Origin of the sequence: Nocardioides sp. NPDC058538, assembly GCF_042719275.1 — a bacterium.
In the GTDB taxonomy this organism is placed as follows: domain Bacteria; phylum Actinomycetota; class Actinomycetes; order Propionibacteriales; family Nocardioidaceae; genus Nocardioides.
Genome location: NZ_JBHXNY010000042.1, coordinates 1 through 11,697 on the forward strand (window position 1 = coordinate 1; position 11,697 = coordinate 11,697).

Sequence of the window (11,697 nt, forward strand, 5' to 3'; positions counted from 1 at the left end):
AACACCATCGTGGCCCGGCCCCGGTCACAGCGCTACCGGAACCGAGCCACGATCTTCAACTTCCACAGTCACCGAAGGTGCCCTCCGGCTCGGCGGTGTGTTTGGTCAGGATGAGCCGACTCGGCTGGTTGGATGGAGACGTGACTGCGGAATCGATCGGCTCGAGCTCCGCTTCAGGGGTGGAGCACGCGATGCGCACGTATCTCGACCACCTCACCGTCGAGCGGGGGCTGGCGGCGAACACGCTGTCCTCCTACCGGCGTGACCTGAGGAGGTACGCCGAGTTCCTCGCCCAGCACAGCGTCGAGGATCTCGCCGGGGTCTCGGAGGCGACGGTGTCGGGGTTCCTGGCACACCTGCGCGAAGGCAGCGAGGAGCATCCGGCGCTCAGCGCGACCTCGGCGGCGCGGACGGTCGTCGCGGTGCGTGGGTTCCACAAGTTCGCGGTGGCCGACGGGCTGGTCGAGGCCAACCCGGCCGGCCACGTGAAGCCGCCGCGCGCGGAGAAGCGGCTCCCGAAGGCGCTGCCGCTGGCCGACGTCGAGGCGATCCTGGAGGCGGCCGGTGCGCCCGGGACGCCGCTCGCGCTGCGCGACCGGGCCCTCCTCGAGGTGCTCTACGGCACCGGCGCCCGCATCTCCGAGGCGGTCGGCCTCGACGTCGACGACCTCGACCGGGTCGACCACGTGGTCCTGCTGCGCGGCAAGGGCGGCAAGGAGAGGATCGTCCCGGTCGGCTCCTACGCCATCGAGGCGGTCGAGGCCTACCTGACCCGGGCCCGCCCTGACCTCGCAGCCGCCCGCTCGGGTGGCGCGCTCTTCCTCAACGCCCGCGGCGGCCGCCTCTCCCGCCAGTCGGCCTGGACCGTCCTGACCCGTGCCGCCGTGCGCGCCGGGATCCACAAGGACGTCTCGCCCCACACCCTGCGTCACTCCTTCGCCACCCACCTGCTGGACGGTGGCGCCGACGTACGTGTCGTGCAGGAGCTGCTGGGCCATGCGTCGGTGACCACGACGCAGATCTACACTCTTGTCACCGTGGACAATCTCCGAGAGGTCTTCGCGACCGCACACCCGAGGGCCCTGTGACCGTTTCGACCAAAGCCGGCGACTGGATCCCCAAGGTCGGGGCGAGCCCCGATGACGTCTACGAGGCGGTCGTAGCCTGGGCCGAGGGGAGTGGGCGCAGCCTCTATCCCCACCAGGACGAGGCGATCATGTCCATCCTGGCCGGCGACAACGTCATCCTGGCTACTCCGACGGGCTCGGGGAAGTCGCTGGTGGCCGCGGGCGCGCACGCGGCGGCGCTGGCCGAGGACAAGGTCTCCTTCTACACCGCCCCGATCAAGGCGCTGGTCAGCGAGAAGTTCTTCGATCTCGTGGAGACGTTCGGCGCCGAGAACGTCGGCATGCTCACCGGGGACGCGAGCGTCAACGCCGATGCCCCGATCATCTGTTGCACCGCAGAGGTGCTCGCCAACCTCGCGCTGCGAGAAGGGAAGCACGCCGACGTCGGGCTCGTGATCATGGACGAGTTCCACTACTACGGCGAGCCCGACCGTGGCTGGGCCTGGCAGGTGCCGCTGCTCGAGCTGCCGCAGGCCCAGTTCCTGCTGCTCTCCGCGACACTCGGTGACACCAGCGCCCTGGCCGAGGACATGACCAGGCGAAACGGCCGCGACACGGTCCTCGTCGACCAAGCGGAACGACCCGTTCCGCTGACCTTCGACTGGCGCCTCACGCCGCTCCAGGAGACCCTCGAGGAGCTCGTCACCACCGGCCAGGCGCCGGCCTACGTCGTCCACTTCACCCAGAAGGACGCCGTCACCCACGGCACCTCCCTGCTCAACGCCGGCTGGCTGAAGCTGTCCAACGAGGAGAAGGACCAGATCGCCAAGCGGCTCGAGCCGGTCCGCTTCGCCGCCGGCTTCGGCAAGACCCTCTCCAAGCTGCTGCGCAAGGGCATCGGCGTCCACCACGCCGGCATGCTGCCCCGATACAGAAGGCTGGTCGAGCAGCTCGCCCAGGCTGGTCTCCTCAAGGTCATCGCCGGCACCGACACCCTCGGGGTCGGCATCAACGTCCCGATCCGCACCGTGCTCTTCACCGGCCTGGCCAAGTTCGACGGCCGCCGCCAGCGCATCCTGCGCACCCGGGAGTTCCTGCAGATCGCCGGACGAGCCGGCCGGGCGGGCTTCGACACCCAGGGCTACGTCGTCGTCCAGGCACCCGAGCACATCATCGAGAACGAGAAGGCCAAGGCGAAGTCCGAGGAGCGCCGCAAGGCGGGCAAGAAGAACTCCAAGGCCCAGCTCAAGAAGCCGCCCGAGGGCACGGTCGTGTGGACCGAGGCGACCTTCGCCAAGCTCGTCGACGGCGCCCCGGAGCCGCTGCAGAGCCGGATGAAGGTCGACAACTCGATGATCCTCAACGTGGTCGCCCGCGACGAGGACGCGTTCGAGGTGATGCGCCGGATCACCATGGACAACCACGAGGAGCGGCGCACCCAGCTCAAGCTCGCCCGCCGGGCCCTGCGCCTGACTCGCTCGCTGGTCCACAGCGGGGTCCTGACGAGGCTCGCCGAGCCCGATGCGTACGGCCGGCGTTATGTGCTGACCGAGGACCTTCCCGCCGACTTCGCGCTCAACCAGCCGCTGGCGCACTTCGCCCTTGCAGCCCTCGACACGCTCGATCCGGAGTCGCCCGAGCACACCCTCGAGATCGTCTCGGTGATCGAGGCCGTCCTCGAGCCCCCGCGCCAGATCCTCTTCGCCCAGCAGCACGAGGCCCGAGGCAAGGCGATCGAGAACATGAAGGCCGACGGCGTCGAGTACGACGAGCGGATGGCCCTCATCGAGGAGATCACCTGGCCCAAGCCGATGGCCGAGCGCCTCGAGGCGCTCTTCGAGGTCTACCGCGGCACCCATCCGTGGCTGCCCGAGGACGCGCTCGACCCGAAGTCGATCCTGCGCGAGATGTACGAGCAGGGGATGACCTTCACCGACGTCGTACGCCGCTACCAGCTCGCCCGCTCCGAGGGCCTGGTGCTGCGCTACCTGACCGACGCCTACCGCACCTTCCGGCACACGGTCCCCGAGAGCCACAAGAGCCCTGAGATCGAGGACCTGATCGAGTGGCTGGGGGAGACGATCCGGCAGACCGACTCGAGTCTCCTGGACGAGTGGGAGGCGCTCTCCGATCCCGAGCACATCCCGTCCGCCGTCGCCCACCACGAGGCGCCTCCGCCGCCGCGGTCCCTGTCGCAGCAGCAACGGGCCTTCGAGATCATGGTCCGCAACGCGATGTGGGCCCGGATCGACGCGGTCTCGCGCGACGATCTCGACGCGCTGATGCGTCTCGAACGCGCCGCCGCTGACCGCTTCGAGCCCGCGCGCGACGTCGTGATGACCAGGTCCCGCTGGGACGACGCCCTGGAGTCCTACTTCGCCGAGCACGACGACGTGGGCATCTCCGCCGACTCGCGCTCGCCCAAGCTGCTCACCTGGACCGCCGAGCGTGGCGCTCCCGCGGGAGTCGACGAGGATGACGAGACGCACGACGAGACCCGCATCTGGCGGGTCACCCAGACCCTCGACGACCCGGCCGGCGACCACGACTGGGTGATCGAGGCGGTGGCTGATCTGGACGCTAGCGACGAGGCCGGCGAGCTGGTTCTGGCGACGGTGGCGATGCGTCGGCTGTGAAGGGTTGCTCCGTTCCGCTAGCGTTGGGGCGTGCGCAAGCTACTGAAGAACCCCGTCGTCGTCGCGGCCATCGCCAAGATCGCCAACGAGGCTCGCAAGCCCGAGAACCAGAAGAAGATCAAGGACGCTGCGAGCAAGGCCTACGACCAGTTCCAGAAGCGCCGCCGGTCGCACTGAGACCGGCTGATCGAGCGGAGATTCCTCCACAGGTTTCTCCACAGCGAGGGACCTTCCTGTGGGCCAGGCGGTGCGCCAAGTGCACAGGCCATCAACAGATTCGGGTCCCGTAGCAGAATCACCCAGATTTGCCTTGTGACACGCCCGGCGCGGCTCCTACAGTCGCGCAGATCTGGGTCTTACAGTCGCCGTGTCGACATATAGACCCGCACGCCGTGATCGTCCCAGGGCCGCGGCAACTGAACCGGGGGTGGAGGAATGGAAGACAGCTATTTCGGAGCAGGTGGTGCGACCGCGCCGCAGATGCCTCCGCAGACGCCGGCGGCCCCGCCGCCGGCCTATCCGCCCTCGGCCCGGCTGCGCGCCAATGCCCCCGATCCCGACGCGGGTTCCTTCGACTCCCCGGGCAAGAACAAGCTGGGCCCGACCGGTCGCCCCTGGCCGCACCTCCCCGAGCCCGGCCCCGCCACCGGCGGGCCCGCGCGTACGGTTGCGATGGTCAACCAGAAGGGTGGCGTCGGCAAGACCACGACCACCATCAACCTGGGCGCTGCGCTGGCCGAGCACGGCCGCAAGGTCCTGATGGTCGACTTCGACCCGCAGGGGTCGCTCTCGGTCGGCTTGGGTCTCCAGCCCAACGAGATCGAGCTGACCGTCTACAACCTGCTGATGGAGCGTGACATCACGCTCGACGACGTCGTCGTCCCTTCCGGCATCGACGGTGTCGACCTTCTTCCGGCCAACATCGACCTCTCCGCCGCCGAGGTGCAGCTGGTCCAGGAGGTCGCCCGCGAGCAGACCCTGGCCCGCGCGCTGGCTCCGGCCGTCGCCAACTACGACGTGATCCTCATCGACTGCCAGCCGAGCCTGGGTCTGCTGACCGTCAACGCGCTCACCGCCTCCGACTCCGTCGTCGTGCCGCTGGAGTGCGAATACTTCGCGCTGCGTGGCGTCGCCCTGCTCAAGGACACCATCGACAAGGTTCAGGAGCGGCTCAACCCGCGCCTGAAGATCGACGGAATACTGGGCACGATGTACGACAGCCGCACCATGCACAGCCGCGAGGTCATGGAGACCCTGGTCAACGGCTGGGGTGACCGTGTCTTCCACAGCGTCATCCGTCGCACCGTGAAGTTCGCCGACTCCACCGTGGTCGGCGAGCCGATCACCGAGTACGCCTCCAGCTCCACCGGCGCCGACTCCTACCGGATGCTCGCCAAGGAGGTGCTGGCCCGATGGCAACGCGGCGAGTGAGGGTTCCGGCCGCCGACGACCTCTTCCGGCGTACGTCCGACGGCGCTGCCGCCGCGGGGCCTGCCGCCGAGGCGAAGGCCCGCCCGGTGCACGCCGTGCCCGAGCCGGACGAGGAGACGCCGGCCGCCAAGAAGCGGTCGAGCGGCCGCGTACGTCATGACGAGAAGATGACGGTCTACATCACCTCCGAGGAGCTGCTCGACCTCGAGCACGCCCGGCTCAACCTGCGGGCCAAGCACGGCATCGCGGTCGACCGCGGCCGGCTGGTGCGCGAGGCGCTCGCGATCGTGCTGGCCGACCTCGAGGAGTACGGGGACGACAGCGCCCTCGTGCACCGGCTCGCCGAGTGACGGTGCTCGATGGTCGGACGGCCGCGCAGATGACAGATGCCCCTGCGGGGGCCGAGCAGGAGTCGAGCGGCACCGGGGGTTTCGAGGTCCACCTCGGCAACTTCGAAGGTCCCTTCGACCTGTTGCTCAGCCTGATCGCCAAGCACAAGCTCGACATCACCGAGGTCTCCCTGGCCACGGTGACCGACGAGTTCATCGCCTACGTCAAGAAGGGCGCCGCCGACAGCGGGTCCTGGGATCTCGAGCAGACCTCCAACTTCCTGCTGGTCGCGAGCACGCTGCTCGACCTGAAGGCGGCCCGGCTGCTGCCGCAGGGCGATGTCGAGGACGAGGAGGACCTCGCGCTGCTCGAGGCGCGCGACCTCCTCTTCGCGCGACTGCTGCAGTACAAGGCGTTCAAGCTGGTCGCGGCGGTCTTCGGTGAGCGGCTCGCGAAGGAGTCCAAGCGTCACCCGCGTTCGGTGCAGCTCGAGCCGCGCTATGCGGGGCTGTTGCCCGAGGTGCTGATCGGGATCGGGCTGGACCAGTTCGCCCAGCTCGCCGCGGCCGCGATGGCGCCCAAGCCGGGGCCACCCGAGATCGGGCTCGCCCACATCCACGGCTCGAAGGTGTCGGTCAAGGAGCAGGCGGCGCTGGTCATCGAGCGGCTGCGCGCCGGCGGGCAGGTGACCTTCCGTGGCCTGTGCTCCGACTCGCCGGACACGCTGACCACCGTGGCCCGGTTCCTCTCGCTGCTGGAGCTCTTCCGTGAAGGTGCGGTCGCCTTCGACCAGGTCACCGCGTTGGGCGAGCTGACCGTACGCTGGACCGGCGACGAGGCGCTCGATGTCGATGAGCTGATCCAGGACGAGTTCGAGGGGCAGCCGCCCGCGGAGGGCGGCGCCGATGACGGGGAGAAGGACGATGACTGAGGCTGCGACCGGGGAGACCACCGAGGAGACCCTGGCGATCGAGTTCGCCGACCTGCGGCCCGCGCTCGAGGCGGTCCTGATGGTCGCCGACGAGCCGCTGGCGGCGGAATCGCTGGCCGCGGCGGTGGGCCACCCCACCGCCGCGGTGATCGACGCTCTGCAGGCGCTGGCGGCCGAATACACCGAGCAGGGCCGCGGCTTCGACCTGCGCAACGTCGCGGGCGGCTGGCGGTTCTACACCCGCGAGGAGTACGCCGCCGTCGTCGAGGGCTTCGTCCTCGAGGGCCAGCAGGCCCGGCTCACCCAGGCGGCCCTGGAGACGCTGGCCGTGGTCGCCTACAAGCAGCCCGTCTCGCGCGCCCGGGTCTCCGCGATCCGCGGCGTCAACGTCGACGGCGTGATGCGTACGCTGCTCACCCGCGGTCTCGTCGAAGAGGCCGGTCAGGATCACGAGACCGGCGCCAACCTCTACCGCACCACCGGCTACTTCCTGGAGCGGATCGGCATCACCGACCTCGGCGAGCTGCCGGAGCTGGCTCCCTATCTGCCTGACCTCGCCGACATGGAGGAGGAGCTGACCGAGCAGGTCAGCAAGGAGGCGCTCGCGGCGCAGCCCGAGGAGGCTGCGGCGAATGGGTCCGACTCGGAGGATGCGGGAGAATCGAATCCGTGAGTGAGCGCCAGCGAGTGAACCAGACAATCATCACGCCGCCGCGTCCGTACACTGGCGCTTGCGCTACGGAGGTGGCCGCGTGAGTGACCTTCCTGAGCGTGATGATCTGCCGCTGGACGACGAGGGCCTGATCCGGCTCCAGAAGCTGCTGGCCCTGGCCGGCATCGCGTCGCGTCGCGGCAGCGAGCTCCTGATGCTCAACGGCTCCGTCGAGGTCAACGGCGAGGTCGTCACCCGCCTCGGCACGAAGGTCGACCCCGGCAAGGACGTCGTACGCGTCGACGGCAAGCGGCTCCCGCCGATCTCCGGCAAGGTCTACCTGGCCCTCAACAAGCCGCGTGGTGTGGTCTCGACCATGAGTGACCCCGAGGGTCGCCGCAACCTCTCCGACCTGGTCGCCGACCGCCCGGAGCGGCTCTTCCACGTCGGCCGTCTCGACACCGACACCGAGGGCCTGATCATCCTGACCAACGACGGTGACTTCGCCCACCGGCTGGCGCACCCCAGCTACGAGGTCGACAAGACCTATGTCGCCGAGGTCACCGGCGAGATCTTCCCTAGCGTACGCAAGCGGCTCCTCGCCGGTGTCACCCTCGAGGACGGCCCGGTGACCGTGACCAAGGCCCGGATCATGGAGACCCGCAAGGACAAGTCGATCATCGAGCTGGTCATCCACGAGGGACGCAACCGCATCGTTCGCCGCCTCCTCGATCACCTCGGCCACCCGGTCACGCGGCTGACCCGCACCCGGATCGGCCCCGTCCGGCTCGGCACCATGAAGCCCGGTGAGATGCGCGACCTCTCCCGCGAGGAGCTCGGCGAGCTCCTCGACACCACCGAGCTCTGAGGGCGGCCGGAAACCCTGGTGCGTACGCCGGCCCGAGCCGCTAGGGTGATCGGCATGCAGCAGCGCGCGATGAGCACGACGACGCCGGACCCACTCCGGCGCTGACCTGCTGTCACTTTTTCGCAGACCGCCCCGGAGCAGTGCTCCGGGGCGGTTCTCGTCTCTGGTGGATGTGCTCCGTGGCCGAAACCCAGGAGCACACCCATGAACCTCGATCCCGCAGACAGTCTCGGGCTCCGCTTCGACCATCGAGACCTCAACCGCGACCTCGCCATCTTCGCCACCGACCCACTGGCCGGCTCCGGGCTGCCGCTCTAGGTCGACTTCAACCAGTCCGAGCGGTTCGATCTGAGCTACGACGCCGCCGATGGCTCCCGAGAACGGGTCGTGATGGTCCATCGCGGGACCGTCGGATCGATGGAGCGAGTCACCGCCGCGCTCCTGGAGCGCTATCAGTGTCCTGGCGGGGGTGAGGGCGCCCAGCGGCCGATAGTCGGGGATCAAACGGTCGGTCTACCTGCGAGTAACCGACCGATTGATCCCCGACTATCCACGCACCCTCCGGGATCCAACACGGCTGGGCGCTATCGCACATCGTTTCCGTCGCGGGCGATAGTGCATGGGCAACCCGCGGCGACCGTGGCACCATCGAGACATGACCGTGCCGGAGGTGCTGCGGCCCTATGTCACCTCGCTGGTCACCTACGACGTGGACTTCGGGGCGCCGGGGGTGCATCGGGGGATGCCGTCGACCGAGATCACTTTCGTGCTCTCGGTCGACGAGCCGTTGGTGACCTCGTGGGGGAGCGGGACGGAGCCGGTCACGGCATGGTCGCTGGTCTCCGGGCTGCACACCCGGCCGGCGGCGATCCATCATCACGGCTACCAACGCGGCGTGCAGCTGGGGCTGACGACCGCCGGAGTGCGGGCGCTGTTCGGGATGCCGGCCGCGGCGTGGCGCGGCGAGCTGCTGGCCCTCGACGCGGTCGCGGCGCCCGGTGGCGTACGTCATCTTCCTGAGCAGCTGGCCGAGGCCGCCCCGCAGACGTGGGAACGAGTGGTGGTCGCCGGTCTGGTCGAGGCGCTGGCGCGCCACGGCGAGCCCGGACCGAGGGCGGAGGTGGGCCGCGCGCTGGCGCTGCTGACCGGGGGAGTGGGGGTGCAGGAGGTGGCCGACGACGTCGGGTACAGCCGCCGCCGGATCAGCGACCTGGTGCGCGCCGAGACCGGGGTGGCGCCGAAGCAGTTCCAGCGGCTGGCCCGCTTCGACCGCTCCCGTGGCCTTGTCGGCCGGATGCCGCTGGCTCGGGCGGCGACTGTTGGCGGCTACGCCGACCAGGCACACCTGACCCGTGAGTGGCAGGAGTTCGCCGGGTGTACGCCGACTACCTGGTTGCGTGAGGAGTTCCCATTCGTTCAAGACCTGGCCGACCCGCAGGCGATTGACTCGGATGTATGAGCAATGAGCAGAAGTTCGATGTAGCGAAGATCAAGTACTGGCAGTCGATGGCGTTCCAGGACGCCGAGGCGATGATGATGTGGCTGAGCGCAGTCGGCTTCGTCGAGCACTCCACCTACCGCGAAGGCGGCATCGTCGTCCACGCAGAATGGCTCTGGCCCGGCGGGGGAGGGCTGATGTTCGGGCAGCTACGCGAGGGTGGGAGCCTGAAGGTCGCCGGCGGCTCCGGGGTCTACCTGATCGACCAGGACCCCGATGCCCTCTTCGACAAGGCGGTCGCCGCCGGCGCCACCGTGGACCGCCCGATGGTCGACCAGGACTACGGCGGCCGAGGCGGCACGGTGACCGACCCAGAGGGCAACTCGTGGTCCTTCGGCAGCTACCAGCCATCATGAGCGCACGGCGATATCGCACACCCTGGTTGTCGGTCGCGATAGCGCACCACGGGCGCTGAGACGAAGAGAGTTCGGCAGTATCGACCCTTTAGCCTTGGGGACATGAGTGAAACCGGGGGAGCGCTGACCGGGCCGGTCGAGATCGTGGGTGTCGGCCTGCTCGGCACCTCGGTCGCGCTCGCCTGCGCCGAGGCCGGTCTCGACGTGCTGCTGAGCGACTCGGTCGCCAGCCACGTGCGCACCGCGACCGGCCTGGGCGCCGGCCGCCGCCGCAAGCCCGGCGACACGCCGCAGCTGGTCGTGGTAGCGGTCCCGCCGGCACACCTCGGCGAGGTGATCACCCGAGCGCTCGCCGACAGCCCCGACACCGTCGTGACCGACGTCGGCAGCGTGAAGGCCTCGCCGCTGGCCTACGTCCGTGAGAACTGCCCCGGCGACGTACGCCGCTACGTCGGCGGGCACCCGATGGCCGGCAGCGAGCGCTCCGGGCCGCTGGCCGCGACCGCGACGTTGTTCGAGGGGCGGCCCTGGGCGGTCACGCCGCACGCGGAGGCCGACCCCGAGGCGACCGAGCTCGTCGGCGAGCTCGCCACGCTGTGCGGAGCCGTTCCGCTCACGCTCAGCCCCGAGGACCACGACCAGGCTGTAGCCCGTACCTCCCACGTGCCGCACCTGATGGCCGCCCTGGTGGCCGGCCGGCTCGCGGTGGCGCCGGAGGGACACCTCGGCCTCAGCGGCCAAGGGGTACGCGACGTGACCCGCGTCGCCGCCGGCGACCCCGGCCTCTACGGCCAGATCGTGGCCGGCAACGCTCGCGCGGTGACCGACCTGCTGACCGAGGTGCGCGCCCAGCTCGACGAGATGATCGCGGCGGTCGGCACCGGCGACGCGGCCGCTCTGGACGTACTGCTCAAAGAAGGTCAGGCCGGGACCAGGGCGATCCCGGGCAAGCACGGCCGGCCGCAGACCGCGCAGGCGACCATCTACGTCACGGTGCCCGACGAGCCCGGCAACCTGGCCCGTCTCTTCGCCGACGCGGGGGAGAGCGGCGTCAACATCGAGGACGTACGCATCGACCACGACCCCGGCCGCCCTGTCGGTGTCATGGAGCTGATCGTGGCCGCCGACGCGGCCGACAGGATGCAGGCGGTTCTGGAGTCTCGGGGTTGGGTCGCTCACCGGTAGGATCCCGCCCGTGAGCAGCAGCAACCCCACCACTGACCCCGCACGCATCGTCATCGCCGTCGACGGCACCTCCGGCTCCGGAAAGTCGAGCACCTCCCGCGGGGTCGCCGACCGCCTGGGTATGCGCTTCCTCGACACAGGTGCGATGTACCGGGCGATGACCTGGTGGATGCTCAGCAACGACATCGACGTGCACGACGCGGACGCGGTCGCCGCAGCGGCCGGCAAGCCGGTGATCACCTCCGGCACCGACCCGCTCCGACCGACGATCGCCCTCGACGGGTCCGACGTCTCTGTCGAGATCCGCAGCGACCGCGTCAACGCGGCGGTCTCCCCGGTCGCCACCGTCCCCGAGGTCCGCGCCCGGCTGGTCGCGCTCCAGCAGCAGGAGATCCGGGAAGCGCTCGCCGCCGGCTCCGGCATCGTGGTCGAGGGCCGTGACATCGGCACCGCGGTCTGGCCGGAGGCCACCCTGAAGCTGTACGTCACCGCCGACCCCGCCGCCCGCGCCGCGCGCCGCGCGGCCGAGGAGGGTGGCACCGACGCGGAGGCCGTCCGCGCGTCGCTGGAGAACCGCGACAGGATCGACTCCACGAAGGGCGGTGCGGCGGTGCCGGACGGCGCCACCCACCTCGACACCACGCCCTACACGCTGGAGGAGGTCATCGACCTCGTCGTCGACCTCGCTCAGAAGGCGGGGGAGTGAGCGCGAGCCCACGCGCGGGTACGCCCCGCACCGAGCT

12 protein-coding genes are annotated in these 11,697 nt (G+C 69.8%); all 12 read left to right on the plus strand.

Annotation, left to right across the window (positions count from 1 at the left end; all coding sequences use genetic code 11):
- Positions 1 to 191: 191 nt before the first annotated feature.
- The 12 genes from xerD to cmk all read left to right on the plus strand — a co-directional run bounded on the left by xerD (position 192) and on the right by cmk (position 11,660).
- Positions 192 to 1,088, plus strand: coding sequence for a site-specific tyrosine recombinase XerD (xerD, locus tag ACFWQC_RS25005; protein WP_378684430.1), 897 nt, complete (start codon positions 192 to 194; stop codon positions 1,086 to 1,088).
- Positions 1,085 to 3,703, plus strand: a complete 2,619-nt coding sequence (locus ACFWQC_RS25010; RefSeq protein ID WP_378684433.1) for a DEAD/DEAH box helicase — start codon at positions 1,085 to 1,087, stop codon at positions 3,701 to 3,703. Before xerD ends, ACFWQC_RS25010 begins: the two co-directional genes overlap by 4 nt.
- Positions 3,704 to 3,733: 30 nt before the next feature.
- Complete coding sequence (locus tag ACFWQC_RS25015; RefSeq protein WP_160023752.1) at positions 3,734 to 3,880, plus strand: hypothetical protein; 147 nt, start codon at positions 3,734 to 3,736, stop codon at positions 3,878 to 3,880.
- A gap of 303 nt (positions 3,881 to 4,183) precedes the next feature.
- Positions 4,184 to 5,134, plus strand: a complete 951-nt coding sequence (locus ACFWQC_RS25020) for a ParA family protein (protein ID WP_378684541.1) — start codon at positions 4,184 to 4,186, stop codon at positions 5,132 to 5,134.
- On the plus strand, positions 5,116 to 5,484 hold the full coding sequence (locus ACFWQC_RS25025; protein ID WP_378684437.1) for a hypothetical protein: 369 nt from the start codon (positions 5,116 to 5,118) through the stop codon (positions 5,482 to 5,484). The genes ACFWQC_RS25020 and ACFWQC_RS25025 overlap by 19 nt, the downstream gene beginning before the upstream one ends.
- A gap of 29 nt (positions 5,485 to 5,513) precedes the next feature.
- Positions 5,514 to 6,395, plus strand: coding sequence for a segregation and condensation protein A (locus tag ACFWQC_RS25030; RefSeq protein WP_378684440.1), 882 nt, complete (start codon positions 5,514 to 5,516; stop codon positions 6,393 to 6,395).
- Positions 6,388 to 7,068 (plus strand): SMC-Scp complex subunit ScpB, encoded by a 681-nt coding sequence (scpB, locus tag ACFWQC_RS25035; protein WP_378684443.1) that lies wholly within the window; start codon positions 6,388 to 6,390, stop codon positions 7,066 to 7,068. The genes ACFWQC_RS25030 and scpB overlap by 8 nt, the downstream gene beginning before the upstream one ends.
- Positions 7,069 to 7,147: 79 nt before the next feature.
- Complete coding sequence (locus ACFWQC_RS25040; protein WP_378684446.1) at positions 7,148 to 7,915, plus strand: pseudouridine synthase; 768 nt, start codon at positions 7,148 to 7,150, stop codon at positions 7,913 to 7,915.
- A gap of 655 nt (positions 7,916 to 8,570) precedes the next feature.
- Complete coding sequence (locus ACFWQC_RS25045) at positions 8,571 to 9,374, plus strand: helix-turn-helix domain-containing protein (RefSeq protein ID WP_378684448.1); 804 nt, start codon at positions 8,571 to 8,573, stop codon at positions 9,372 to 9,374.
- Complete coding sequence (locus ACFWQC_RS25050; RefSeq protein ID WP_378684451.1) at positions 9,371 to 9,769, plus strand: VOC family protein; 399 nt, start codon at positions 9,371 to 9,373, stop codon at positions 9,767 to 9,769. The genes ACFWQC_RS25045 and ACFWQC_RS25050 overlap by 4 nt, the downstream gene beginning before the upstream one ends.
- Before the next feature lie 102 nt (positions 9,770 to 9,871).
- Complete coding sequence (locus ACFWQC_RS25055) at positions 9,872 to 10,954, plus strand: prephenate dehydrogenase (RefSeq protein WP_378684454.1); 1,083 nt, start codon at positions 9,872 to 9,874, stop codon at positions 10,952 to 10,954.
- A gap of 10 nt (positions 10,955 to 10,964) precedes the next feature.
- Positions 10,965 to 11,660 (plus strand): (d)CMP kinase, encoded by a 696-nt coding sequence (cmk, locus tag ACFWQC_RS25060; protein WP_378684457.1) that lies wholly within the window; start codon positions 10,965 to 10,967, stop codon positions 11,658 to 11,660.
- The last annotated feature ends 37 nt before the right edge of the window (positions 11,661 to 11,697 follow it).

Coding starts and splice junctions, on each gene's coding strand:
- ACFWQC_RS25045 (WP_378684448.1), top strand. CDS start 8,571: ATGACCGTGCCGGAGGTGCTGCGGCCCTATGTCACCTCGCTGGTCACC.
- ACFWQC_RS25050 (WP_378684451.1), top strand. CDS start 9,371: ATGAGCAATGAGCAGAAGTTCGATGTAGCGAAGATCAAGTACTGGCAG.
- scpB (WP_378684443.1), top strand. CDS start 6,388: ATGACTGAGGCTGCGACCGGGGAGACCACCGAGGAGACCCTGGCGATC.
- ACFWQC_RS25055 (WP_378684454.1), top strand. CDS start 9,872: ATGAGTGAAACCGGGGGAGCGCTGACCGGGCCGGTCGAGATCGTGGGT.
- xerD (WP_378684430.1), top strand. CDS start 192: ATGCGCACGTATCTCGACCACCTCACCGTCGAGCGGGGGCTGGCGGCG.
- ACFWQC_RS25030 (WP_378684440.1), top strand. CDS start 5,514: ATGACAGATGCCCCTGCGGGGGCCGAGCAGGAGTCGAGCGGCACCGGG.
- ACFWQC_RS25020 (WP_378684541.1), top strand. CDS start 4,184: ATGCCTCCGCAGACGCCGGCGGCCCCGCCGCCGGCCTATCCGCCCTCG.
- ACFWQC_RS25025 (WP_378684437.1), top strand. CDS start 5,116: ATGGCAACGCGGCGAGTGAGGGTTCCGGCCGCCGACGACCTCTTCCGG.